Below are 26,499 nucleotides of genomic sequence, written 5' to 3'. Positions count from 1 at the left end.
GCAACTTTTGACTTCTGCCCATAAAGTTTGCGATCATATCTCCCGCTGATTGCGCGGCGCTAAACATGCTCTTGAGCGCACGATAGACATGGTTCGGGACCTTTAGCAGCGTGGCAAGTCACGCAAACAGATCACGCGCACTGACCCTAAAGTCCGCATAATTCGGCCCATGATTGCGGTGCGCACTAGCTCATTATGATGGGCACCTCGGCCTTTCTCCAAACGCCACCGATCTCTTTGACAGCTCCTCGCGTCGCCCAATCTTCGACCCCACACGCTCTGAATTTCCACCAAAATGATCACGGTTACGATCTTAGGGCTAGAAGATGTGGCCTTAGCGCTAGCTGGTGATATTTTGGTTCGTCTTGGACGTGTCGTTGAGGTGAGAGTCTGGGTGCCGACAGGACAACGTGAGGTCTTAGATTCTATTGCTAAGCATAATCGCCTTTACCTAGTTGGTCCAAATATTAGAAGAGGCGAGTTCTTTCCCCACTTTGAAACGGTGTTGGGTGAAGCAGTTCACGACGCAAATTTCATTATCGTCACAGGTCCAGCTTCCAGACACTCAACGGTGCTCAAGATCCTTACTCCGCATGATCTGAGCAACTCAACTCTCGTTGCCCTGCCTGGCTGCGCGTTTGCTCTCGAAGCCCAGCGTTTCTTTACCCCCGAGCGAAGAGCTAAAGTCATAGTGGAGACCAACACGAAGCCATATGTGTGCAACCGGAAGGAGAATGTTGTCACTATTGAAATTCTGAAGTCCCGGATTGCCATAGCTGCATCTGGGAAAATTGACGCAAACGTTAAGGGTACGGTCGAGTTACTTTTTCCTCAGAGCGTCGAATGGTACCAGGACCTTGCCTCGATCTTCTTTTCCAATACTAATCCCGTTAGCCGTCCTGTTGGTCTAATCAAGGCGAGAGCGTACCTTGTCAGCGGAGGGTGCCCACCACCACTGTTCTACAAAACGCTAGTTGCGAGTGCGATAGATTGGGTTCTTGCCATCGATTACGAACGGCTCGTCATTGTTGAAGCACTTGGACTAGAGTCTGACACACATCTCGGTTTCTTTGAGAAGTGGTTTGAACTGAAAGCAGCCGACCTAACGACGGTTTTTCAAAATTATGAGGGGTGCACCAAGATTCACACCCCCAATCCGATCGATCTGCGCTATCTTGAGGACGATGTGAAATACAACATGGTTCTTTGGGTGGAGATCGCCTCGGCCTGCGGCATCAAAGTTCCCGTGATGGAAGCGATCCTTGTCCATGCGAGCGCAGCGTTTTGCTACGAATTTCGCAAGAATGGCAGGACCTTGAGCTCGCTCGGGCTTACCAATGCTAGCAAGGATGTCATCCTAGCACGATTAAACGGCGTTGTAGCCTAAATCAAATTAGGTTTTATGTATGAATGTATTTGCAAAGAAAGAAATAAAACCTGAAATCCGCTTATAGCAGATAAAATATCCATTCTACGATATATTACAACGTATATTGCACACGCCCATCCTTATTCATATTTCACATCCGGGTAAACGGCACGTATGTGGCTTAAGGCCACCGCAGCTGAAATGGATGTCCTTCATAAACTCCTCCAACTTGAGCGGGTATTGGAAGTTCCCGTTCCTGCAAGCGGGCATGGATAAGATATTCCCGAGCTATCCCATCCACCAATTTTTCCATCTGATCGGGCCCAAGATGAACCAGCTCATCCACTGCAAGATTGTTGAGCTTCGAGAAATGTATAGCATATCGATAGCCGTCAATCTTTTCCAGCTCAGACCTCACTGCTCGGTGCGTCCACAGGTATGCCAACTCCTGCAAAAGCGACTCACCCTCTTGCGGCCGCAACATATTTCGAACTCTTGTCTTGGCCGCAGTCAGGAATGCCTCCTCATCTCGAAGTTCGTGGCGAGTGATATGCCACCGAAAATGGTTATCCCAGTAGCGACTTCGAGCCATGCACTTCATTAACGAGATCGATCCGCCTTCAAGGATCAGCCCTCCTTGTGGCTCGTGTAAATAGACTTCCCCTATAAGATTGTCATGTGCACGTTTGGCGGTGATGATGCCTTCGGTTAACGGGAGTTCCGTCAGATAGATGCGCTTGGTTTCCCGAAGTTCGGCAACCGTTGGCCGACCGCTCCCGGTCGAAAGCTGAGGGCAGCACTGTACACGGTCCAACGCCACGACCGGGACGCCAGTCTGCTTACTGAGGGTTATCGCTGCTGCAGTTTTTCCCGTGCATGTTGGTCCGAAAATCAGGTACATGTCCATGATGCTTCTGATGGCGGTAGCACTTGATGAACCATTAGGTGGAGATTTATAAAAAATCCGTGGCACCAAAGGCAGTCCTTTTCCGGGACATAGCTAAAGTCGCCCACTGCCGGATAATTTGACATCACCCAGCACGCGTCTCAATTGTCTTTAGGGGCCACCGCAGGGCGAGATGCTTTCATTGACAGCTGATGAGCATCATTTCCACTCATATGACACACCGCACTCAATGCTTTTGATGCTTCAATTGGTCGTAGGGCTTATCATTTTGCAAAACTTTATCCACAACTTTTCGTAAAATATCTCGCAATTTATTTTCAAACGCCATTATGTTATTGACATCGTCAGTAACATAATTGATATTCTTCACCATTATAAAATTACAACAGCACACTATATCATAATAATAATTATAATACATGAAACTGATACTCTCCTTTCCTAAAGAGGAGACACATTACATAACTTATTATCGGAAATACATATATTGCAACACACCATCACACATAAAACTTCGATACAAATTTAAATGTTGCCACAGTAATGGAACAACTTCAAATCGGACCTTCTAGCTTCACTCCCGAAACACCGGTTTGATTTTTCAGGTAGCCGTAACCACCTTCAAGCGGCGCTATAACCGAGGCAACCGAGGACGTTCTTCACGATCCCTCTCGAGGAAACCGATTCCTCTAAGTCACCAGGGAAATACGCCCTGCCGAAAGACACAACTTCGCAACAAAACCTGGCCGTGGAAGACAAAGAGAAAAAGATATGCGCCTGTTCCTTGAGAACATCCAAGCGAAAGCGGATTGACCGCCAAAGTGACGTCGTTGGCAGGAATGCAATAAAGGCTTCCAGAGCATCCTCTCCGACGAATGACGCACTGCGCATTATCTTGTGGCACGAACGCATTTCTCCTCTTGTAATGGACTTCGAGTAGGGCGGGGTTGTGCAGACTACTGCTACACGTCCCGGACTTCCGTCATAGAAGCGTTTATGTGCATAGCCTTCCATCTTCGTGAGAGGGCCATACAGGTACATCAGAGGTGCATCGAAGATCGCGTTGAGCGGGCTCAGCGTCGGGCCATGAAGGCAAGGAGTGGTGGCAAATTCTGTCAGAATGTCCCCAATGACATCATAGGGAAAATCTTTATGGCCTATGAGGGTGCTGACCCATGAAGATTGGGCGCTGCCGACCACTTGTACGAACTCCAAGTACGCACCTCGCGCGTCGCTCAACACTAGCTCGGCCTTGTTCGGGTCTATTAAGTGCTGCAGATCGAACACATTGAATATGGGACGCACATAGCCCATGCCTTCTTGCATAAATTTGGCGAAGCAGCGAAAACCGCTCTCAGGGTGTGTAAAATGCAGCACCACGCCCTTTATTTATGGACTGAATTTGCGCTTTGAAGTATCCGAGGCACTTCACATGCATGAAGGCACTGTGCACGATGTGGCTGTAAGAGACTGTGTCACGTGAATGAAGATTTCACCATTTTTCCCGACACTATAACAAATGCATAGTCCCCTATATTATGAGTGCTTTAGATTATGACATAAAGCACTTTAGAAAAAGGCGTGAACAAGAAATCTGTAAAGGGTCAAAAAAAGTAGCGAGCGAATGATTCTAATTTAGTGTGTATTATTAGACTTTTTGTCAATAATGCTCGAAAGCGTTAAATCGACTCATCTTTTCAAATAATGGAGGCCTCTTTTTGGGGCGGCATGGGTTTTGATGGATCTCTATTGCGAAACACCAATAATCGCCACAATTCAATACATTTTTTAATTGTGTAAAAGAACACTAAAGCATTACCCAATTCTTACTAATCGTGCTTCCGAATGCGCAACTTGTTTTTCAACGGATGGCAAAATGGAGGTCGCAATCTTGAAAAAATCAACAAAAGTTAGGCACACATCCCCCTACTCGCCGCGAATGTGGAATTTCTCTTTCAATTAGTGCTGGGTATTATTGGAACCACGTTGGTTACTGTCGTCCGGTAATCCCCCCGCGAATTAACGGGCTTCAAAAGTAGAATTTTCTCGAGCTTTATGATCGAGGAGATTTTGATGAAGACGAGCAGATTTAGCGAACCCCAAATCCTTGCCATCCTTCGCCAGGCGGAAGGTGGTGTCCCTGTCCCCGAGCTTTGCCGGGAACATGGAATGAGCACGGCGTCATTTTACATGGCGATCCAAATACGGTGGCATGGATGCCTCGATGATCAGCCAGATGAAGGCTCTGGAAGACGAGAACCGTCGGCTGAAGAAGATGTATGCCGAGATGAGCATGCAGGCCGAGCTTCTGAAGGAGGCTCTTGCAAAAAAATGACGCGGCCATCTCAACGCCGAGAGATGGCTGCAAAAGCAGTGGCGTTGCGCGGGGTCAGTATTACGCTGGCCTGCCGCACCTTCGAGGTCAGCGAGACCTGTTATCGTTACAGTGCCAAGCTGAACGACGAGAACGAGCAGATTGCCGATCTCCTGATCGGACTGACACAGGCAAAGAAGACCTGGGGTTTCGGCCTGTGTTTCCTTTATCTACGCAACGTCCGGGGGCATCGCTGGAACCACAAGCGCGTATACCGCATCTACCGGGAGTTGGAATTGAACCTGAGGATCAAGCCACACAAGCGATTAAAGCGGGACAAGCCCGATGCACTAACCGTGCCGAATGCGCCGAACATGGTCTGGTCCATGGATTTCATGGCCGACCGGCTGGAGGACGGTAGGCAGTTCCGGCTGCTGAACGTCCTGGATGACTTCAACCGCGAGGGACTGGGCATCGAAGTGGATTTTTCTCTACCTGCCGAACGCGTCATCCGGAGCCTCAACCAGATCATCGAATGGCGCGGCAAACCGTTCGCAATTCGTGTTGATAATGGGCCGGAATATGTCAGTGGCAAACTGATGGAATGGGCTGCGAACCAAGGCATCGCCCTGAGCCATATCCAGCCCGGCAAGCCACAACAGAACGCTTATGTCGAACGCTACAACCGCACCGTTCGGCATGAATGGCTCGACCAATACATCATCGAAAACATCGAGGAAGCACAGGAATTCGCCACACAATGGCTCTGGACGTATAACAACGAACGGCCCAACATGGGCATCTGCGGCATAACGCCTGCACAGAAACTGAAAATGGCCGCGTGAATTCTACGAAAGAGCCCCGCTAAAAACGGGGGGATTACCGTCCCTCTTTGATTTCCCACCCAAAAAACTCGATGTTTCTCTACAATATTGCGCATGCAATAATTGCGAATTTATCTCAGCGTCAATTTTGAAATGGACAGTTTACCAGCTAGTGGTTTGATTCCAACACTTGGTGCCCACGCTTGACGGCTGCGATGATGTCGTCAGGGTCTGCTTTCCAGATGAACGGCTTCGGCTCTTCGTTGTGCTCTTTGATAAAGCGGTTGATGGCTGCCTGAAGATCAACGACCGAATGAAAGACACCGTTCTTCAGCCGTCGACGGGTGAGCTTTGCGAAGAACCCCTCGACGGCGTTCAACCAGGAACATGATGTCGGAACGAAGTGGAAGGTCCAGCGTGGATGCCGTGCCAACCAGGCCCGGACTTTGGGCTGTTTGTGTGTGGCGTAGTTGTCCAGGATGACGTGAACCGCCTTATCCTTCGGCAACTGAGCCTCAATCGTGTTGAGAAAGCGGATAAACTCCTGATGCCGGTGGCGCTGCATGTTGCGGCCGATGACGGAGCCGTCGAGAACATTCAGGGCAGCGAAAAGTGTGGTGGTGCCGTGGCGCTTGTAATCATGGGTCATTGTGCCGGCGCGCCCTTTCTTCATGGGAAGACCCGGCTGCGTCCTATCCAGCGCCTGGATCTGACTTTTCTCATCGACGGAAAGCACAATCGCATGGGCAGGCGGCGAGACGTAGAGACCGACCACATCGTGAAGCTTCTCGGCGAAAGCCTTGTCGTTCGATAGTTTAAAGCTGCGCCACCGATGGGGTGCGAGACCATGCTCATGCCAGATCTTGACGACTGAGGACGCCGCAATCCCCACAGCCTTTGCCATCGCGCGAACCGTCCAGTGAGTGGCTTCCTGCGTGGGCGGCTCCTGCGTCAGAGCAACAACCCGGTCGACAAGGTCAACCTCAAGCGGCGCAGTGCCGGGCGGCCGGCTCTTGTCGCGCAAAAGGCCGTCTACGCCTTCCGTCATGAAGCGCTCCTGCCATCGCCAGACGCAGGTCTTCGACTTAGCCGTCGCCTCCATGATCGCGACCGTTCCCAGCCCCTCGTCGGTCATCAAGATGATCTTCGCCCGCCACACATGCTTTTGCGGCGAGCTGCCTGCCGAAACGATTGCGTTCAGCCGAACCCGGTCGGCAGCGGAAACCTCAAATGTGACACCTGTGCGCATGCAGGACCGTCGCATATTCATGCAGAAATTGGAATCCAAAATCGGACTCTTTTGTCTCGATCAAACCACTAGGTCAGCAATAACTATTGAACTTAAATTGCGCTCATATCATTTTAATAATTTAAAACACGTGCATTATAAAGTAAAAATTCGATACAGTACCAACAGATTCACGTAACTAAATTATTCGTAAGTACGTATACCGACACTCCTGTACTCGACCCCATAATTATACTGTTTCCATGGGTGCGTGAGGGGGTTACCCTCTGCTAGAACCCCTCCTGAACTGTGGATAACTGCACAGGCAGCATTGCACGCGGTCTGAATAGCACCGTCCGCCCATCCTCCGGTGAATGAACAGCTACAGCCAGCCAAGTATAGCCCTTTATCTTTCAAGCTATTCATTACGTCAAATGGCTGAAAAAAAAGCCTTTGAGAATACACGTCCTCACCGCGACGATTGAGCTTGAAAGCACCGCCGGCGTTCGGGTCAGTCAGCCAATCATGCTGAACGACATTTCCGTCATAGTTCCCATTTGCAGGAACCAGGTGTTTAGCAAAGTCAGGGAGTGTTTTCCCAATATCTCGCCGTAGCAATGCCAACCTTTCTCTCTTATCCGGAACAGCCAGAAGCTTATGGGAATCATCCTCCCATGTGTAACTTATTAGCACTAGCCCTTTACCTCGGGGATCCTTCGGCTCATAGTCGAAGCAATAAACCGCTCTCGCCACCCCAGTGGTGAGAACACAGGGCGGTAGTTGATGTTCGAGCCAGAATTTTCCCTCAGTCAATACGAATAGCTTTGACGATCCGGTCATATGGCTATTCTCAACCGCTCCGTTTACTTCTGCTTGCAAAAAGGTGGCATCTAACGTCAAAAGGTGCCTAAGCTGAATATTTGTCAGTCCAGATGTAACAACTACCCTGTCATAAAGGTCAGAATTTCCACCTTTAACCCTTACCCTTATTTTTGTGTTTTCCTTCTCAATCGCCTTAACTTGAACATGGCGTATGCGCTCCCGGATTGAAACACCGTGAACCACCTGGGCCCCGATTCGACGAGGCAGTTCTGAAATCCCTTCATAGATCAACTGTGCATTATCTTCATATCCGTTAACGACTAGGCGAAGGATTTCAATAAAGCCGCTTTCAAAGACTGGACCAAACCCACCGGATCCGATCCCTAGTAGCTTGAAAAGATCCCAGTCATGAGGAAACGCCCATTTTTCACCACCTGGTGGATGTGAGCCGAGGAAAATTTTCTCTATACCGGAAGAGAAAGATTCTCTGCCGAAACATGTTAGCCAACTCTGCCAGAAGTCATGCGCCTGCTGTAAATGCCCTAACTTCAAGGCCTCACCGATAGCACAGGGCGAAGCCAACACCATGTCGTCATTAAGATATCCCTCTCGTATGAATGCTTGCCATCCGTGGTAAACGCGGCGAAACAGCTCCGGTGGCCCCTCTCCCGCCTTCCAGATATATTGGTGGCCGTCATAAATCAGTGTGGTGTCAACGCTTCCGGGATTAGGGAAGCGCCCCATGGAATCCAAGCCATACTTCTTGAGAAAGAAAAACAAACAGGATTCACTGGGAGGAAATCGCATCGCCCCCATTTCGGCGACGACGTTTGGAGCGTTGTCAAATCTGTATGACCACAATTTTCCTCCAATCCGATCGCTCGCCTCATACAGCGTGACATCGTCGATGCCGGCATGAAGCAGTTCACTCGCTACGACGAGACCTGAAAGCCCTGCTCCCACGATAGCAACTTTTGGCTTGCTAACACCCTCAGGAAAGTCGCCGATACGGCCGGTGGCCCTACAGCTCTCAAAAAAATTGCGATAGTCATATAGTAGATCGACCGACGGAAAGGATTCCGCGCAGGCCTTTGGCATCAAGTTGCGACCATAAGCTACCATCTCAAATGCTGCATCACCTTTTGAGGTGATGGGGAAGCCCATGAAGCTCCGTGCCAAGTCTCCCTCGAATGGTGCCATGGTTAGGGTTTTAGAGAAGGCGTCCTTGGAGATAGCAATTGCGATAAAGTGACTAATATCATCGAGGCCGCATCTGCCACTTCGCAGCAGGTTGATGGATTGAAGGAGTAGCGCTCTTGAGACATTGGTGCGAAACGGCGCAACATTGATGGCGACAAGACTGGCGGTCGTTGCCTGCGCAAGGGATCCCGAATCTATGATCAACTGCAATGTCGCGTCATTGATGTAGATGAACGCGACGGTAATTTTGGCCCTTTGATCAGCCGAGCTTTCCGGAAAGCCATCCTTGGCTGGCCCTTTGCATGCCAACCCTGTCTCGCACTGACAAGAAGCCTTAGTACTTATCTTTCTCGTAATTTGCCGCTGCAAGAATGTGTTGAAAAGGCTAGTTCGTAGCTCATCCACATCAACCAGATCCATCATATTGACGAGAAACTGATTGCCTTGGGGCTGCGAGCAAGATAATTTCTCCATTCATACAGTTGAAAAGAGTGTTCTTAGTTGGGAAGTTGGCTGAGTTGTAGCGATACACATCAACGCAATCTACCATCAATTTATGTTATAATTTCGGAGACAGAAATATAATTTGAAATATTAATTCAGGTCATTGTCACTTGATGGAGTGCACGCCATTCAATAGTAGAAAATAATTGAGATTTCCTCTGGCCAAAAGAATCTAACGTGATGATGATACTACACCATGTATTCAAATAAATACTATTAAATTTTTGAATTTAGCTAACGGTGGTTGACCGTTTTTTATACATTTATCATGGCGCATGCATTTTTGACAATTTGTCTCTACAATAATTACATGCTTTCATTGCAGCTACGATACATATATCCTATGTGATTATCTTATTACAAATGAGATCTCTGTTATCTCTGAACTTCCTCAATAACATTCAAGAATGGTGACCCTAGGTTCAATCAAGGAAACCCTGGAATGTCTCAGGCTGAAAAAATACTCCTGTTCCGAACTGGCTGAAACCATAATAGCCCGTTGCGAAGCCGCGAAATCTCTCAATGCTCTTCTGGCGACTGACTGGGATTACCTGCGGCGTAATGCCAAGAAAGTAGATGAAGATGGAAGCGCCGGCGAGGGTCTTGCCGGCATCCCGCTGTGTTTTAAAGCGAACATTGCAACAGGCATATTCCCAGCAAGCGCTGCCACGCCGGCCTTGATGAAGCATTTACCTACAACACCAGCCGGCGTCGTAAAACCGCTTCTAGACGCTGGGGCACTGATAGGCGCTTCGGGAAACATGCATGAGTTATCGTTTGGCATTACCAGTAACAACCACGCCACTGGTGCGGTGAAAAACCCCTGGGATCCAGCTTTAATACCAGGAGGCTCGAGCGGCGGCGTGGCTGCTGCTGTAGCAGGCCGGCTGATGCTCGCCGGTATTGGCACCGACACGGGGGCATCGGTCCGCCTACCTGCATCCCTATGTGGCGTAGTGGGATTCCGCCCGACGATCGGCAGATATCCTGGAGACCGAATCGTGCCGGTTAGCCCCACCCGCGATACAGCCGGAATTATCGCACAGAGCGTTCCTGATGTGATACTCCTTGACCAAATCATTTGCGGGAAGCTCACGACCCACCAACCTGTACCCCTGGAGGGATTACGTATCGGCTTGCCAACCACTTATTTTTACGACGATCTTGAGCCTGACGTCGCTGTGGCCTCGCAAACCATTATCACGCTGCTGGCCAGCAAGGGTGTAACCTTTGTTAAGGCGGAGATTCCAGATCTGCAGCGTCTGAACAACGGGGTTAGCTTTCCTATTGCCCTGTACGAGTTTCCGTTCGCCCTACAAAAGTATATCGATGACTTTGTGAAGGATGTGTCTTTTTCTGACGTTATCAAAGGGATAAGCAGCACGGATGTGGCGAAAATCGTCAATGCTCAAATTGAGGAACACCAAATTCCCGAAGCGTCATATCAATCGGCGCTGAAATGCTTGAGACCAAAGCTGCAAGCCGCCTACTATGATTACTTCAAGCTGCACCAGATAGACGCGATCCTTTTCCCGACAGCTCCCCTGACAGCCAAACCGATCGGCCAAGATTTATCGGTGATGCACAATGGCGTAATGGCCGACACGTTTAAAATCTTCGTGCGAAATGTGGATCCGGGGAGCAACGCAGGCCTGCCAGGATTAAGCCTTCCCGTTTCTCTTACTTCAAAGGGTTTGCCTATTGGAATGGAAATCGATGGATTAGCGGGCATGGACGACCGTTTGCTAGCAATCGGAGCGGCACTAGAGGAAGCGATAGCTTTTCAAAATTTACCTGACTTCCCGAAAGTCGAGACAAACTACTGATGTGAATTCTATATGTCGGATCGAATAATTTAATATTATTAGTGCAATAATATATTATAAGTAGAAATCGATTTTACTTTCCCTCTTTTTATAGCTGTATAAATAAAATTATTCCATTATAAATTAGAAAAGAGATGTTCGCCGAAATATCAATAGTTTATATTCATCGAATCGCATTTATATTGATAATATTCAACGAGTAGTTCTATCGAATATATTTATCAACATTAGGTGTATCTGTGTTGATATAAAGCGTAACGCAATATTGTCTCTCCCACAGGAAAAACGTTTTACTTTAAGAAAACAATTAAGTATTTTTTTGACCTGCACCGCTGTTTTGACTTATAGGCTGAAACAGGGCCGAGCCTTACGCGTTGTCTTTTATTCCATAGGTAAGAGAACAATTATAAAAGCGCTTTTGCATTCCTTGGATGCCCCAAGCCTGGGTAAATTAGCTGTGCCAAGTTATCAATGGAGAACCAGAGCACTGCGGGCGCGACGATAGATAGAAAGCTCAAAAGTAGCTGGCTTCACACCCTCCATTTCAGGAAAATTCTCCCTTCACCATTCTTGGGAGGACCTTACTCTTACATCACTGAGGAAACCGATGTCGGTCAGGAAGCGGACTGTATTCGAGGCTATTCCGTCAGTCCCCTACCAGAAGATGACCCCACGGTGTCACACCACATGCAGCTGATATTTGGTTCAACGGCCCAACCAGATCCTCATGGATGCGTAGACCCCCTTCCTTCAAGAGCAGCGCCGGAACCGGTCGGCTTACCATTTGAAGAAGGTATTACCGACAAATCTTATCATCCATTCACTAGCTCGAACGGCAGTTTGACGGATATGCTCACGAGCATGCCTCTATCTACACGAAACGCTTGTGCTGCTCGAGCACGCAAGGAAAGAGATGACGCCTTTCAAGTTATTGCTGAGCTCCCCTGCCTGCCCAAAGAAGTTAAGAAGTACTTGCATGAAAGCGCGCAATCCATTCATAGGCAGGAAATGAGGTGGCAACTAAAATCCCACATACCCATTCCGGAGAGAGTTCTGTTTTGGCTGTGGTTGGTCATCATGCAGGCAGCGGTTGTCGTACCCGACATAGTATCAGCATCTCTCGGGGCGGAAGTTGCCGTTCTGCGGTCTGGGCCCATCACTCTACAAACACAGCTCATGGTGCTAGCGATTCTTGATTTTCCTTGGGCGGACACGAGGCTCGCAGCTTTCCTGGCTTGCGAAGTTTTCCTCGGAGGATTGCCAGCTGTCATTTTTGGCTTATTGGCCATTTCTATGCCACATGCGCGAACCACATTCCACAGCGCCAAAGATGTTGCGTGGAAGGCGTCATTTTGTATTCTGTGGCAGATGTTGATGCAGAACAGAAAGAACATCAAAGATTTACTGAAATACTCTTCCTTGAGGATGAAAAGGATCGCTGTCGCTCAACGTCCCGATTTCACGTCTGAATACACGAGATTGAGGAATTCCAGCACCATCATCTATTCCTGGCTTGACACCTTTGATGTGAGCAATCGTCTCCGTGTCCAGATCGGTTACCACAAACAGGACCATGAAGATGTTCTGAGGGTTCTTCGGTGGGTTGGCCACATTACCGATGATAAAGGCGGCAATCCCCGAGGACGCAAAGTAGGCATACTAGTAGCAATCCTGGCGATGGCTGTACTGATATGTCTCTCCACGTTTCCAACCGATCCGTATTCAGGCCTTATTGCCGCGGCGAATCTTGTGCCGCTAGCTGCACGGGCCGCTGTTGACGTTATGGATAAATCACAAAGCTCGCACGATTTGCTGCGCCTTTTCACCGCAACCGCCGGCGTCAGTTTTCCAAGCACATTATTCGTGGTCGGCAATTCGTGTTATTGGCTTTTGAAGAAAAAATCTTTCCTGGATGGGTTTTCGAGCATTCAATTCTGGCTGTCCTTTGTATTGATCTTTTTCCTGAGCCTTTTTCCAAAAATTTGGGGCAAACTATTCATGTATCTTGGTTCAAGGTGCATGAATTATCGTTAGCATCCTAATAGTTCATTGAACCGGTTCGAAGAAAGTTGAAATAAATTGTTGGTCAGAAATACTCCATGGAGTTCATCTGCGCTTTCAGATGCCATTATCTCTACATAGGATTCCGGTAGTAAATACTATTACTACGGGATTTTCTTCAATTCGCATATGACATTATTCTCGCTAACCAATACATTGCATTTTTATTGCTAAAATATGAAATACCAAGCAAACTTAAGGAAATACATACATCAAAACAACATACTTCAGGAAATGTTCTTTTATCAGAAATGAGCGACAATCCAATCTCGCTAATTATACATAGTTAAAAAGATAGCATACGATGACTAGGGCACGAAGAAGCCTTAGATGATATGGTCAGGCTCTTCAAAGTCCCTTTCTTGCAGCCTCCGATACTGCGCCACGGGAACCGTGCGCCATTGGAGTGAGCTTTTGAGATAGTTCTTGACGAAATTCGACAACCATTTCTTAGATTTCTCTGCAAGGGTGCTGCCTGCAAAAAGAGCCCGCCCGACAGCAAATATTTCACAAGAAAAGGTATCCTTCTGCGACGGAGCCAAGAAGCTATAGGTACCATTGCTCATGTGCCAATAGTTCGAATTCAGCAGCGAATGGGTTGGCAAGAACGCAATATACGCAGCCAAATCCTTCTTGCCGCTGCAGGTGTTCGCGCAGGTCTGATTTTGCCACACACTCATGGCGCCCCTCGTTACCTCCTCAGCATAAGGCGGTACAGTACAGATCACCACGCCGCGGCTGGAAAAACCATCATAGGACCCTCTATTTGCATAACTTTTCATCTCTTCGACAGAACAATAAACATACATCGGAGAATCTTCGAGTATCAGATTGATCGGCCCGATTTCCGGACCAGGCGCGCGGGGTTTGTCAGCAAAGCCTTTCAGCATCTCACCGAGCCAAGGCAATTCAGAAGCAAAGAGCTCGACAACCGAGGCAACCCAGGAGCACTGAGCAGGGGCAACCGTATTCTGCAAGAAATTGCGATAGTCTTTTTCCGCCGCACTCAGAGCGCGTCTGAGTTTCTGCCTTTTTCTTATCTTCCAGGTATTGAATATGTTGAATGTCGGTCGGCGGTACTCCATGGCCTTGGTAGCGCTTCCAAGTTAGCTCGTGGGATTATCTGCACCTGCTGTGCATACCAGCTACCTAATAAATATCTTGGACATCTATTCAGTTCCGTAGCTCGTCAACATTGAAGACTGTAAGAGGCCCGGGCTGCAAATAAGTCAAATCGTCATGCTGTAGGATTTGAACATTATGGCATCCGATGCAATCGCAGCCGACACGGATCTATCTTTTCAAAAAAAGCGCCTGGATTCCCGGGCATGTCATTTCTGATGCAACCCAAGGCACATTTTCCTCGACGTCCAACTGGCAGCCCAGATGAGCATGATTTCACATCACTCACCTAGGTTTACTCAACTCACCGATAGATCGAACGATGTGGCTCCATCGCAGCAGCCCATGGCATCATTCGGTATAAAGAATGCGTGCCAGCGGAAACCTGCTGCTCACTTCGGCAACGCCTTATTTCAATTATGAATGCGTTTGACACTTCAAATTTTTAAATTGGAATAATACAGCAAACCGAACAATCGAGCGCGGCTATGATTTCCCTCTAGAAAGCAGGCGTGCATTGAAATTTTCAAACGCTTGGCCCCACGCTATTATTAGGCGGGTTCACCATCCGCTAAACTTCTGATATCTCTCTTTTATCCACTTGAAGGAAATAAAGTATTATTCTGAACATACACTGCGATTGAATGTTTATTATTTAATCGATATTTATCTGACACTCCTCTTCCTCCTGCCAACCTCGTTTCCGGAACAAATCCGTCACCGCAAAGCTCGCCATGGACGTAAGCTTTCAGTTTTTTCCCGGTATTCATTTGCAACCCTCACTAGAAGCCTTGACTTCTATTCTTGCAGGTCCTTTGTCAGCGCAAACCATTCTCCGTCGTAGGTACGTGTTGGCCCGGGTGGAGACTCCAATGGGATCTTCCGGAAGACGTTACTGCGGAGGAAGTCCTCGCGCGCCACTCCGTACCACATCTTCTCGAACACCTCGAAGAGCAACTGCCACTTCAAGTCATAGAACACAGGGGTATGTACAACTTGGGGAAAGGCATACAGGAGTGTACCGAAACTTCGTTGCTGTCTGCGGTCGACAAGTTAGGCAAGCGCAATCTTGTTGAGCTTGATGCGGCGCTTTGCGCCGATGAGGTGCCTATCGCGTCACATGATCTCAGTCTCTGGAGGATCGCAGATGTACCCCGTAAGCCCATCCGAGAGTTCCACTCCACTGAGGTCGTTGGAAAGACGGTAGTCATCCGAGAAGTGCTCAATGCTAACGTGTCGGATTCGTATGTTGCCACTGGTGACACAATTCAAACTGTGGACTATCTCTTAGAAAGGGTGTTTCAGGAGAACGACGGAGCAACGGTCTTTTTAGACTGTCGCGAGTTCGAAGCACACATTGTTGCCGCCCAACTAAGTCATCGGCCCAGATATCACCAAAAAGTTGTTATCACCTTCTACACCTTCAAATATGCAAGCGGTGAGCATCTGGTTGAATCGATCGAAAAGGCTAATCCTGCTACTGGATGGAGAACGACCGTTGCGCTTATGCCGATCCTGTTTCCAGAAGAACTATCACGATTAGCGAAAGGTTTGAATCTCAGCGAGGACAAGGAAGACGACCTTTTTGAAGCGGGAAAATTGTGGATCGATTCTATACTTCGGCAACCGATAAGAGTCGTGGCTGTTGAGATCGTGATGGCCATGGTCACTTGTGAACAACTTGGTGACAATACCGAATCAGACGTAATTAGGGCGTTCTTGGCAGATTTTGCTGCAGTACGGCTCGCCGCTTACTTAAAAAATGAAGTGGTGGTGAGGACAAAACCTCACCTCAAGCTGGCAACTCTCACGAGGTGCTATGACTTTTCCGTCGAGCTAGAAAATATGGAACGAGCGGAATTTAATTTTGACTTTCTGTCGGGAAGAGCGCGACGAAGGGAGACAGATGAACGTCGGCACATTCGCCGAGGATACGGCATACCAGGCAACGCGGCAGTTGGAGCAGATTGGGTAATTTCAGATAGACCTGAAGATGATATGGCTTATCTCGAATGGCTCGCAGTGGGGATTCGACGACAGGTCGATCACTGTGCCCCGCATCTCGATTTACTGAGCTTATAGGCTGATGTTGCGCCCAACTAATCTGTTGAATCTTCTTTAATAAGTTTGCATCTCAATTTATAGATTTGCAGACTTGAATTTATTATCTATCTTGCCCACAATTTATGCATTTATTCGATAATAACTATATATGCCTCGTAACAATAGAATAATATTTTTCTACCTGCATTATAAAATTATTTTTTGCATGACTTACATTAAATGCCTAGCCGATACCCACAAATCTAAATTTCTATTTCCCGCACGCGAGATAGACTTGCCCGTCTAAACAGATCCTATACAAATCGAACGTCAGGCAATTTCCTTAAGATTCCCTGGCTAACAAAACACCTTGCGCCAAAAGTGCATCCAATCAAAAGATTACATAACGATATATCCTGCCACTCATTTGGGTAAAGTCTTATGTTGAACTGCACCGAATTTGCCGGAGACGCAACTTCTGGGAGAGTGGAGCCGATATGAGCAAGACAACGAACAACTTTTTAACTGAAGTCCGTGAGCATGCGATCCGCATGGTTGTGAACATGAAGCAGAACATCAGTCAAGGTCGGCTACTCTGCGCTGCATGGAGGGTTGAAGAAGACCAAGGTCGATACCGGGAAATGAGCAGGCCTGCCGAGCGATCTGGCCGAGAAGATGAATGCCCTGGAGCGTGAGATCCGCGAGCTTCGTCAAGCCAACGAGATATTGCGCAAGGCGTCTGCCTATTTCAACCAGGCTGACCTCGACCGCCCCCTTCAAACGATGATTCGTTCATCGACGAACACCGTGGCGTATTCGGGGTAGAGCCGATCTGTAGACTATTGCCGATTGCCCCATTGTCGTCACCGGAGCAATACTTCCCCAATTGCGGAAGAGCCTGCTATAGGGGGGTATTGCTCCGGCACTCACACGCTATCGCCGGCTTATGAGGTCGATGAGCTGTAAGGCCTCATTCGAGGAAAGCCGGTTCGCACGACATTCTCCGACAAGACAAGACGGCCTCGACCCCGTTTGACCGGGTTAACCGGCAGTTCAAAGCCCCTGCACCAAACAGGCTATGGGTTTTTGACTTTATCTATGGTGCGCCTCGCCCCCATCGGGTATGGCATATGACTGGAATGCAAAGAGAAAGGAGGTTTCAAAGATTTGCCCGTCCCCTGCTGCGAAGGAGCAGGAACCCAAGCGGCGGTGACCTGCCGTCAACTGGTGATGACATAGCCCGCAGGCAAAGGGGATTGAGACGAAGTATCATCGCGGAACAACGGGCGGCTTGATCGGAATCGGCACTATAGGCAAGACGATGGAGGAGGTCGTCGGCGTGGGCGCCGTCAAGTACAAGAGCTTCCGCGTCCAACTTAGGGAAGCCCTGAAGCGCTCGACATCCTCACCAATCAGAAGATAGTTGATTTGAGATTTTAAATCCCCTGACCACAGATATCCGGTTAGTTGAAAAACAGCTCCTTGAGTGGAACAAGCGCCGCACCAATCACCGCGGGATCGCCTTCAATCTCGCTTAGAAGAATTCGCGGGTACTCTGGGGGGGTGTTCATTCGAACAAAGCGCGGAGTTGGTGGAACCTCTAGCAATAGGTCCCCCAGTCCCTTGGGCAATTCCCCGCCAAGGACAATCGCAGCCGGGTCGATGACAGCCCACATTGCGTCGATGGCGCGATTGAGGAATGGCGAAACCTCCTCAACCCACTCGCGTACACCCGGCCATTCGGGATCGAAGTTTCTACGAAGGTCTCTGATTCCTTCCACGACGACACCACGTTGCTGAAGCTGCGACAACAACCCTCCCAGTGCCGGCCGATGCACGCCTTCCTCCGTCGTGTAAATGCGGCTAATCTCGCCCGCGTTGCGGAAAGATCCGAATACGGGTTTCCCGTCAACGACCACGCCTGCCCCAAAACCATAGTTGAAAGAGAGATATCCGAACGTCGGATAGGTCAGGCCGGCACCCAAAATGGCTTCGCCCACCGCGCCTGTTGTGCAATTGTTCTCGGTCCAGATCGGCACCTCAAAAAGCGCGGCCAGTTCGCTTTGGAGATCGACCAGGGACCAATCAGCGAGCGGCTCCGGTGCATTGAAGTAGTGATCCCGGCCAACAAAAAAACCCGCCATCGCGAAGCCCGCTCCAACAAGCTTGTCACGTGGCACATCGTTAGACTTCATCGCCCGCCAGACACGCTCCTTAAGGAGCACCAGAGTTCGGGAACGATTAGTAGGAGGGATGTCGAGTATTTCTTCGTGGATGACATTGCAGCGCAGATCGCAGAGACAAAACGAGGCGCTGTCAGTGTTCACCGAAATACCGATCGAGTAAGCTGCCCTGGCGTTAAGCTGAAGCCCCTTGCTTGGCTTGCCTCGCCCTTCAATGACGGTGTCCCCGAAAATCAGATAGCTGCTCTCAATCAGGCTATCAATGATCCGGTGGACCGACGGTTGGGTAAGATTGGTCATCGACGCAATCGCCGATCTCTTTATCCCGTTATTTCGTCGGATGATCTCGAGGATCATTCTCTCATTTTGCGAGAGGGGCTTGCTGAAAGCCTTCTGCGGACTGACCGGAACCAAGGATGAGTTGTCCGCCATTCTCCAACTGCCTTCTTACGTTGCTCCAACTCGAATATTATAAGCAGCGTATGTGAAACATACCTAGGTTTCAAGTCGCCTTGGACACCGGTATCCTTTCAGAGATTTTTATCCAATGAATTTCGTAGCTTGCGCGAAATATCGGCAATATGATCGAAAATTCATTTGCATTTCAGGCGCTAATTTTTATTATACACAACGCATTATAAAGGAATTACCAGTCTGGGAGGACAAATGAGCGTACTCGATGTGGCCAATGCAAGGATCCGATTTGGGTCTTATGAAGCCCTGAAGGGGATAACGTTTGGAGCTCAGCAAGGGCAGTTCGTAACGCTGCTCGGACCTTCCGGCTGCGGGAAGACCACTCTACTGCGCGCCATTGCCGGCTTCATCGATCTTGACGATGGAAGGATCGGGATCGATGGCGACGATATGACCGGCGTTTCTCCGGAGAGGAGGAACACCGCGATGTGTTTCCAGTCTTACGCGTTGTTCCCGCATATGACGGTGTTTGAGAACATCGCTTTCGGGTTGAGACAAAAGCGGACACCAAAGGCCGAGATCGAGAAGCGCGTGGCCGAATCCGCTGCACAAGTGTCACTCCAAACTCAACTAAGCAAGCTACCCGGCCAACTGTCGGGCGGACAGCAGCAACGTGTCGCGCTCGCGCGTGCTTTGGCCGTGCGACCAGGCGTCATCCTTTTTGACGAACCGCTTTCCAATCTCGATGCCCGGCTTCGCGATCAGGTTCGTTTCGAGATCCGCCAACTTCAGAAAACCCATGGTTTCACTGCAGTCTATGTCACACATGATCAATCGGAGGCTTTGGCGATGTCCGATCTCGTGGTGGTCATGAACGGAGGAAAGATCGAACAGAGTGGCACACCGAACGAGGTCTACTATCAGCCGGTCAACCGCTTTGTCGCCGACTTCGTCGGGACGGCAAACATAATGGCTGCTCATGTCACCGGACGGGACGACGCGACCGGTCACTATCGAGCGACCACGCCGCTTGGCGAGACTTTGATCGCTTCGGAAACGCCGCCAGTGGCTAAAAGTGTCTACGCCAGTTGGCGACCGGAAGATGCCGTCAGTCGCCCGGACGATGGCCCGGGCGCCAATATCTATTCCTTCGAGGTGCGAACTCGCAGCTTCCTTGGCAACCTCACTGACCTCACAGTCGCTGCTCCGGAAAAACAGGAGAGCACTTTCCGAATTCAGGTGCTCGGACAGTCATCCATCAACGAAGCTTCCACATACCGCTTCGAGATTGCGCCGGAGAAGATCCGTTTCCTGAAGGAGGCCGTCGAATGACCCTCCGCAACAGTCTGCAGGCCTATCTTCTCCTTCTTCCCGGTCTTGGCGTCATCCTCGTATTCACCAGCGTCGTCATCGGAATGGCCGTCTCACAATCGTTCGGCTTCCTGAATTTTGCTGGTTCAAGCGGATTTTCCCTTCGGTTCTGGCAGACCATGCTGTCGGACGGCCAGGTCTGGCGCGCCTTCTGGTATTCCGCCCGGATTGCAATCATCAGTTCAGTCCTTGCAGTTGCGGTTGCCTATCCGCTTGCATTATGGCTTCGCAAACCGTTTCTCGGATCCGGAGTGATAAGTGCTGTTCTGAAAGCACCACTGCTCGTTCACGGGCTTGTCGCCGCTTTCCTGTTTATCAACTTTATCTCATTTCAGGGATTTTTGAATCTCGCGCTGGTGAAGCTCGGCATCGTCGCCCGGCCGATCCGAATGCAAAACGACAGTTATGGCATCGGCGTGATATTCCTTCAGGTTTGGAAGCAGATGCCATTTGCACTGCTTCTTCTCACCGGTGCGGTTCAGGCCATCGGGGATGACATTCTCAATGCTGCCCGAGATCTGGGCGCAGGCGCTATGGACCGGTTCCGAAAGATCATCGTGCCACTCACAATACGCTCTTTGCAGGCGGCTCTTGTCCTCATCTTCATCGGAGCTGCCGGTGACTTTTCCTTCCAGGTCGTTGCCGGACCGACCACCATCAACTCGCTGGCGCAGCTGATGCTTCGGACACAGGACGCAAGCGCTGACGGATGGAACCTTGCGGCAGTCGTCGCGATGCTTTTGATGGCCCTTTCTCTTTTCGGGGCAATCCTGCTGGCTGGTGTTGCGCAGCTTCTATCCCGTCTTGGGAGGGCATGACGATGGCGAGCATGTACCTCAAGAACCATCACTGGCTTAACCGCCTTCTTGTTGCAACCGTCATTATCGTCGGGGCAGTTTGGCTTCTCCTGCCCTTTGCAATGGCGGCCCTGTGGTCGCTTGTCGATGTCAATCATCCATGGGCCTATCCTGACGTTTTGCCGCCGGTACTTTCCTTCTCACGCTGGATTGAGGTCTGGAACACCACGGCGCTGCCGGAGGCGCTGAGAAACAGTTATACGCTGGCCCCTTGCGTTGCCGCGATTACTCTCGTCCTTGCTCTACCCACGGCCTACGCCTTCGGCAGGCTGGAATTTCCGGGAAAGCCGGTGTTGCAGGCGCTGACGCTACTGCCGCTCGTCCTGCCGGGTTTTGTGGTCGCAATTTTCTTCTCGTCGCTGCTTATAAATCTCGGGCTCTATTCGAGGTTCCTGGGTATTCTGATCGGACACACGGTTGTTCTGCTGCCTTATGCGATCCGCATTCTGACGGTGTCGTTGTCGCTTATTCGACAGGACCTCATCGATGCTGCACGCGACATGGGCGCATCTCGCATTGCAGTATTCCGCATAGCTTATATGCCAATTATTAAACCTGGCCTGATCGCTGCATTTATTATCGTTTTCATCCTCTCAATCGAAGAATTCGGCATCGCCTATATTGTTGGCGCACCGGATTTCACGACAGTCCCGACGATTCTTTACTCTTATCTTGGCTACAACTTCATTCGACCCAATGCCGCGGTCGTTTCCCTGATCCTCGTGGTCCCCAACGTCCTTCTGATGCTGCTCGTCGAACGCTTCCTCGCAAGCAATAACCCAGCGGCAATCACCGGCAAGGGATGACGAGGGTGTCCAACAGCAAGTCAATCCAAACGGGAGGTAAAGTGCGATGCTGAAGAAACTCGCCGCAATAAGTGTAGCGGTACTGACGATGAGCGTGCCGGTCCAGGCACAGGACTTGAAGTCGATGTCGTGGGATGAAATCGTCACGCAGGCAAAGAAGGAGGGTGAACTCACCTGGTTCAACTGGTTCAATCAAGCAAAGTTTCGCGAACAGGTGAAGCAATTCGAGTCTGAATACGGGATCAAAGTGACGATCCCCGATGGAGATTCGAAAGCCAACATGAACAAATTCCTTGCCGAAAGGGGACGCGCCGAGGGCGATATCGACGTCCTTTCCACCGCCGGCAAGGAAATCAAGAAACTCCCTGAAGACAGCTTCTATGGGCCGCTGAGCAAGCAACTGCCCGAGGCCGCCAAACTTCGCTATTCCATCGAGGGCACCGATAGCAAGGGATATGCAGTGGCGTTCTGGGGCAACCAGACGGTCATTGCCTATGATTCCGCCAGGACCCAGGAAGCCGATCTTCCGCGTACGCTCGACCAATTCTCGGCGTTTTTGCAAAATCATCCCGGAGAACTCGGATTCAACGTTGAAAACGGGGGCGCAGGACCAGCGTTCATTGAGGGTGTCGTGCGCCAATTTGCGCCTGATGTGGATTATACCGCCGGAACGACCAACTCAGAGATACAGAAAAAGTTCGCGCCGGCGTGGGACTGGTTCAACAAGAGAAAAGACCAGTTCGTGATAACCGCGTCTTATGCAGACAGCGTGACCCGGCTCACCTCGGGGGAATTCACGATCGTCGCGGGATGGGAGGACTATATCGCTGCGCTCCAGAAGAGGGGTGAAGTGCCAAAGACTATTAAAGTTTACGTCCCTGATTTCGGCATGCCCGGCGGAGGCAACGTCGTGTTCATACCGGCCAATGCAAAGCACAAGGCTGCAGCCCTTGTCTTCATCAACTGGCTGACCAGTGCGAAGACCCAAACTCAATTCACTCAGGAATTTGGCTCGGTCCCGCAAAATACGGATGCAGACAGCAGCGCAGCGCTCGTTCCTGCCGCGCAGCGAAAGGCCAGCTTCACCTGGGCAGCCCAGCCGCTGAGTGACGATATCAAAAACGAATTCATCAAGAACGTCACCCTTCAGTAACCGATGAGCGAAGGGCGGTTCAGCCGCTCTTCGCGTCCTTTTTTCGTATAAGCAAGGATCTTCCATGTCTCAGAGCTCGGCGCTCAAACGCGCAACAGACACTGGCCGCCATTTCGTTGTTCCCGAACCCATCATCGCCCATCGCGGCGCACCTCGCCTTGCGCCTGAGAATACGCTTGCAGGGATCAGAGCTGCTGTTGAAAAAGGCGCCAGATGGGTTGAGGTCGACGTTAAACTGACGCGTGATCAGAAGCCGATCATCATCCATGATGATACTGTCGACCGCACAACGAATGGCAAGGGTTTTGTCGCAGGCATGACGTTTGAAGAGATCCGACGTCTCGATGCCCGCGCGTCATTTGGCGAGGAATTCTCGGGCATTCAGGTTCCAACGCTCGAGGAGTTGATCGAGACCGTTCTCGACCTTGACGTCGGCTTGCAGCTTGAATTGAAGCCCACACCGGGCGACGACATCGAAACTGCGGAGATTGCGCTCAATGTGCTAAAAGCCTTGTGGCCGAAAGATCGCGAACGACTCTTTGTCGGAAGTTTCTCCATTCGCTCGATCCACGCTGCCGCCCGCATCCTGCCTGACGTGCCACGGGCATACTTTGTATGCATTCCTCCAAAGGATCCGGTTGCGCTACTCAACGAGACAAAATGCCAGTTGCTTCACGTCACGAAAGACGTGCTGGACGACGAAGCAATGAAGGTGCTGGCGGACAGCGGCATTGAATTTGCGGTTTCTGTCGTTAACGATCCGCCCGTTGCCAGGAGATTGCTTAATCTTGGAGCACAAACCATTTCGACTGATATCCCTGACCTTCTTGACGCGCATTGAAGGTCAAACCATGGATTATCTCAAACGCCTGGATGCGGCAAACACGATCATGACCGAGGCTGCGGCGTTGGCTCTACAGCTCTTTCACGAGCGTGGCCAATTCGTTGCGGAGGAGAAGACGGCAAGCGAGTTTGTCTCGGAAGCGGATCGGCGCGTCGAGGCACTTATTCGAGAGACGCTTGTTACATGGTTTCCCGACGACCACGTGATGGGAGAAGAGATGGGCGGAGGCGGATCGGACGCATTCTGGTCTATCGATCCCATAGATGGCACGGTGAACTTCCTGCGCGGCTCCCCGCTCTGGGGAGTTTCAATCGGCTTCGTGGAGAACGGATTATCCCGTGTCGGCGTTATCGCTTATCCGTGCCTTGGATTACGACTTGGTGCCGCGACAGGGGCGGGCATCTTTAAAAATGGCGCTCCCTACCAAAGAAGGGTCGACTTCCCTTCCGTCCGTCTCGCCTCTGTCGGTGAAAGTGTTCGCTGGCCCGCCAGAGAAGTTGCCGAGGTCGAGCTCGCACTGAGAGAGGCAGGATGGGGAGTGACGGAATATCGGTGTGGAACGGTCGGTCTTGGGTTCGCGGCACTTGGAATGACCGATGGCTATGTCGAAAAGAACACGAGTATCTGGGACATCGCCGCAGGATCCGTCATCTGCGAAGAAGCAGGCCTTCTTGTGGTAACCAGCGGATCGCACGAGGTAGCCGGCCAGAATATCGTCGCGGCTACCGAGGACATTCACCGCGTCGTCGCCCCTTGTTTCTAGCCGGCTGACTGCCGGTCTCAAGGCAGAATGACAACCGTGCATGATATGTCGGGTAACCTGCCCGCGCGGCGGTGTGGGCGGGCCGCCGGTGGGCAGCATTCCTCCCGGTTTGCCCACCGGCACTTTGATTTGACTGCATTGAAGGCCCACGGACTGGCCTGTTTTCAGTTGCGGAGTCAGAATTGGAATCACTGATCGTCATCATAAACCTGTCCGGCGCCGTGGCATTGCTACTGTTCGGCCTCGCCCAGGTGAAAGACGGGGCATCGCGCGCACTTGGGTCAAAGTTGCGAACCGGCCTCGCCACTGGGACGAGAAGCAGCACCCGGTCGTTCCTCTCCGGTCTTGTTGCGACCGTGGCGCTCCAAAGCTCCACGGCGACGGCATTGATGGTCTCATCATTCGTCGAGCGGGAGCTGATCAAGCCGCGCATGGCGCAGGTCGTTTTGCTTGGGGCCAATGTCGGGACAGCCGTCACAGCCTGGATCGTTGCCACTGGCATTGAGTGGGTCTCGCCGTTCCTGCTGCTTGTGGGCATCGTTCTTTATCGCGGGGGCTCGACCACGCGCCAGGGCGCCGGCACGGCAATCATAGGTATCGCGCTGATGCTGCTCTCGTTGCATCTTCTCAGCGCAGCGACCGAACCCTTACGCCATTCTCAGGCGCTTGGAGCATTCATCGGGCTGCTCAACAACGCGTGGCCTGTCGCGATGATCTTTGCCGCAGTGATCGCATTTGTGTCATCCTCAAGCCTTGCCGCGGTCGTCCTCATCCTGTCATTGGCTTCTACCGACCTTCTGTCTGGTGGCCTTGTTGTCGCGCTGGTTCTGGGGGCTAATCTGGGAGGCGCGATCCCGCCGGTGATTGCCGCTCTGTCGGGGCCGGCAGCCTCCAGACGCGTCACGTTGGGCAATCTGATCGTTCGGGCGATAGGCTGCGTGCTCACTCTGCCTGCGGCCGACATTTTGGCCGACTGGCTTTCGATGTTGCCCCTCCCCTACGCCAAGCTACCAGTCGATGCGCATCTGGCCTTCAACATCGCCCTGGCACTGCTTGCATGGCCCTTTTCGCGATTGCTAGCGCGCTGGATGACTATCCTCATTCCGGAACAAACGCAGAATGAGAGCGCGCCCAAATTCCTTGATCACGAGGCACTTTCGACACCGCTGGTCGCCCTGACCAGCGCGACCCGTGAGGTGCTCGGGGTTGGAGACCTGATCGAAAGGATGCTTTTGAAGGTCTCCGATGCGTTCGACCAGAACAATGCCGCCAGACTCAAGGAAATTCCTCTGCTCGAACGCCAGGTCGATCGGCTGCAGCAGGAGGTCAAGGTCTACCTTTCCAAGCTCGGGCGGACCGGACTGTCCGAGGAGGAGGGACGCCGCTCCATTGTCATTATCGACTATGCCATCAACCTCGAACACATCGGCGACATCATCGAGAGGGGTCTTCTGACTGAAGTCACCAAGAAGATCGGGCACGGCCTCAAGTTCTCCGAAGATGGCTTTGCCGAGCTCCAGCAACTTTTCCAGCTGACCATCGACAATCTCAGAATCGCGCAAACGATCCTCATCACGCGCGACGTCAACCTCGCGAGACAACTGATGGAGAGGAAGATCGAGGTCCGCAACATGGAGAAACGGTCTTCGGAGCGACACCTCGAACGATTGCGTGACGGACGGACCGAAAGCCTGCAGACCAGCTCCCTTCATCTCGACATCCTGCGTGATCTCAAACGCATCAACGCCCATATCGTTTCCGTTGCGCATCCGATCATGGACGAACAGGGTCTGCTTGGAGAAAGCCGTCTCATCACCGGCAGTTCAACTGAAAGACCCCAATGACCCATGCGCCCTCCTCAGTGGAGGGCCCCAGACGAAGAGACCGT

Annotated in this window: 19 protein-coding genes, 2 pseudogenes and 1 other annotated feature; of the genes and pseudogenes, 15 read left to right on the top strand and 6 right to left on the bottom strand. The window is 51.0% G+C overall.

Annotated elements, in window-relative coordinates; translation table 11 throughout:
* Positions 1-295: 295 nt before the first annotated feature.
* Positions 296-1,387 carry an NAD/NADP octopine/nopaline dehydrogenase family protein gene (locus ASB66_RS25790; RefSeq protein ID WP_060718542.1) on the top strand — a complete coding sequence of 364 codons (1,092 nt, stop codon included), beginning with the start codon at positions 296-298 and terminating at the stop codon, positions 1,385-1,387.
* A 163-nt stretch (positions 1,388-1,550) separates the two neighbouring features.
* On the opposite strand, the gene ASB66_RS25785 is transcribed toward ASB66_RS25790, so the two are convergent.
* Positions 1,551-2,276, bottom strand: a complete 726-nt coding sequence (locus tag ASB66_RS25785; RefSeq protein ID WP_060718541.1) for an isopentenyl transferase family protein — start codon at positions 2,274-2,276, stop codon at positions 1,551-1,553.
* A gap of 621 nt (positions 2,277-2,897) precedes the next feature.
* Positions 2,898-3,653: a RolB family protein gene (locus ASB66_RS25775; protein ID WP_147274085.1), complete on the bottom strand. Its 756-nt coding sequence runs from the start codon at positions 3,651-3,653 to the stop codon at positions 2,898-2,900.
* A 696-nt stretch (positions 3,654-4,349) separates the two neighbouring features.
* On the opposite strand from ASB66_RS25775, the gene ASB66_RS25770 reads away from it, so the two are divergent.
* Positions 4,350-5,435, top strand: a complete 1,086-nt coding sequence (locus tag ASB66_RS25770) for an IS3 family transposase (protein WP_422387234.1) — start codon at positions 4,350-4,352, stop codon at positions 5,433-5,435.
* 148 nt (positions 5,436-5,583) lie between these two features.
* On the opposite strand, the gene ASB66_RS25765 is transcribed toward ASB66_RS25770, so the two are convergent.
* Complete coding sequence (locus ASB66_RS25765) at positions 5,584-6,663, bottom strand: IS630-like element IS870 family transposase (RefSeq protein WP_060718543.1); 1,080 nt, start codon at positions 6,661-6,663, stop codon at positions 5,584-5,586.
* Positions 6,664-6,846: 183 nt separating this feature from the next.
* Positions 6,847-9,138 (bottom strand): FAD-dependent oxidoreductase, encoded by a 2,292-nt coding sequence (locus ASB66_RS25760; RefSeq protein ID WP_060718048.1) that lies wholly within the window; start codon positions 9,136-9,138, stop codon positions 6,847-6,849.
* Between the two features lie 437 nt (positions 9,139-9,575).
* On the opposite strand from ASB66_RS25760, the gene iaaH reads away from it, so the two are divergent.
* The gene (gene iaaH, locus ASB66_RS25755; RefSeq protein WP_032489515.1) at positions 9,576-10,994 is read left to right on the top strand and encodes an indoleacetamide hydrolase; all 1,419 of its coding nucleotides are present in this window, start codon (positions 9,576-9,578) and stop codon (positions 10,992-10,994) included.
* Between the two features lie 471 nt (positions 10,995-11,465).
* Complete coding sequence (locus ASB66_RS25750) at positions 11,466-13,028, top strand: C protein (protein ID WP_081089037.1); 1,563 nt, start codon at positions 11,466-11,468, stop codon at positions 13,026-13,028.
* Between the two features lie 353 nt (positions 13,029-13,381).
* On the opposite strand, the gene ASB66_RS25745 is transcribed toward ASB66_RS25750, so the two are convergent.
* A complete protein-coding gene (locus tag ASB66_RS25745) occupies positions 13,382-14,140 on the bottom strand; it encodes a RolB family protein (protein ID WP_060718050.1) in 759 nt (252 codons plus the stop codon).
* A gap of 1,069 nt (positions 14,141-15,209) precedes the next feature.
* Between ASB66_RS25745 and ASB66_RS25740 the strand changes: the two genes are divergently transcribed.
* The 4 genes and pseudogenes from ASB66_RS25740 to ASB66_RS26955 all read left to right on the top strand — a co-directional run.
* Positions 15,210-16,259, top strand: a complete 1,050-nt coding sequence (locus ASB66_RS25740; protein WP_233741840.1) for an agrocinopine synthase — start codon at positions 15,210-15,212, stop codon at positions 16,257-16,259.
* Positions 16,260-16,717: 458 nt separating this feature from the next.
* On the top strand, positions 16,718-16,915 hold the full coding sequence (locus tag ASB66_RS26965; protein WP_156536362.1) for a hypothetical protein: 198 nt from the start codon (positions 16,718-16,720) through the stop codon (positions 16,913-16,915).
* Positions 16,899-17,045: pseudogene (locus tag ASB66_RS27220) on the top strand (IS3 family transposase); the annotation flags it as partial. The gene ASB66_RS26965 and the pseudogene ASB66_RS27220, both read left to right, overlap by 17 nt.
* Positions 16,961-17,077: a sequence feature (AL1L pseudoknot), on the top strand. It overlaps the preceding pseudogene by 85 nt.
* A gap of 74 nt (positions 17,078-17,151) precedes the next feature.
* Positions 17,152-17,320, top strand: a pseudogene (locus tag ASB66_RS26955) (IS3 family transposase); the annotation flags it as partial.
* 363 nt (positions 17,321-17,683) lie between these two features.
* Here the strand turns inward: ASB66_RS26955 and ASB66_RS25730 are convergent.
* A complete protein-coding gene (locus tag ASB66_RS25730) occupies positions 17,684-18,835 on the bottom strand; it encodes an ROK family transcriptional regulator (RefSeq protein WP_060718053.1) in 1,152 nt (383 codons plus the stop codon).
* 234 nt (positions 18,836-19,069) lie between these two features.
* On the opposite strand from ASB66_RS25730, the gene ASB66_RS25725 reads away from it, so the two are divergent.
* The 7 genes from ASB66_RS25725 (at position 19,070) to ASB66_RS25695 (ending at position 26,455) form a co-directional block, all read left to right on the top strand.
* Positions 19,070-20,149: an ABC transporter ATP-binding protein gene (locus ASB66_RS25725; protein ID WP_060718054.1), complete on the top strand. Its 1,080-nt coding sequence runs from the start codon at positions 19,070-19,072 to the stop codon at positions 20,147-20,149.
* A complete protein-coding gene (locus ASB66_RS25720) occupies positions 20,146-21,006 on the top strand; it encodes an ABC transporter permease (protein WP_060718055.1) in 861 nt (286 codons plus the stop codon). The genes ASB66_RS25725 and ASB66_RS25720 overlap by 4 nt, the downstream gene beginning before the upstream one ends.
* Before the next feature lie 2 nt (positions 21,007-21,008).
* A complete protein-coding gene (locus tag ASB66_RS25715) occupies positions 21,009-21,851 on the top strand; it encodes an ABC transporter permease (protein WP_171431139.1) in 843 nt (280 codons plus the stop codon).
* Between the two features lie 46 nt (positions 21,852-21,897).
* Positions 21,898-23,004 carry an extracellular solute-binding protein gene (locus ASB66_RS25710; RefSeq protein ID WP_060718056.1) on the top strand — a complete coding sequence of 369 codons (1,107 nt, stop codon included), beginning with the start codon at positions 21,898-21,900 and terminating at the stop codon, positions 23,002-23,004.
* A 64-nt stretch (positions 23,005-23,068) separates the two neighbouring features.
* Positions 23,069-23,845: a glycerophosphodiester phosphodiesterase family protein gene (locus ASB66_RS25705; RefSeq protein ID WP_060718057.1), complete on the top strand. Its 777-nt coding sequence runs from the start codon at positions 23,069-23,071 to the stop codon at positions 23,843-23,845.
* A 10-nt stretch (positions 23,846-23,855) separates the two neighbouring features.
* Positions 23,856-24,611: an inositol monophosphatase family protein gene (locus ASB66_RS25700; protein ID WP_060718058.1), complete on the top strand. Its 756-nt coding sequence runs from the start codon at positions 23,856-23,858 to the stop codon at positions 24,609-24,611.
* Between the two features lie 182 nt (positions 24,612-24,793).
* Complete coding sequence (locus ASB66_RS25695; RefSeq protein ID WP_060718059.1) at positions 24,794-26,455, top strand: Na/Pi cotransporter family protein; 1,662 nt, start codon at positions 24,794-24,796, stop codon at positions 26,453-26,455.
* Positions 26,456-26,499 lie beyond the last annotated feature (44 nt).

Origin of the sequence: Gillisella vitis (genome assembly GCF_001541345.2) — a bacterium.
Taxonomy (GTDB): Bacteria; Pseudomonadota; Alphaproteobacteria; order Rhizobiales; family Rhizobiaceae; genus Allorhizobium; species Allorhizobium vitis.
This window is presented reverse-complemented; position numbering and strand designations above follow the sequence as displayed.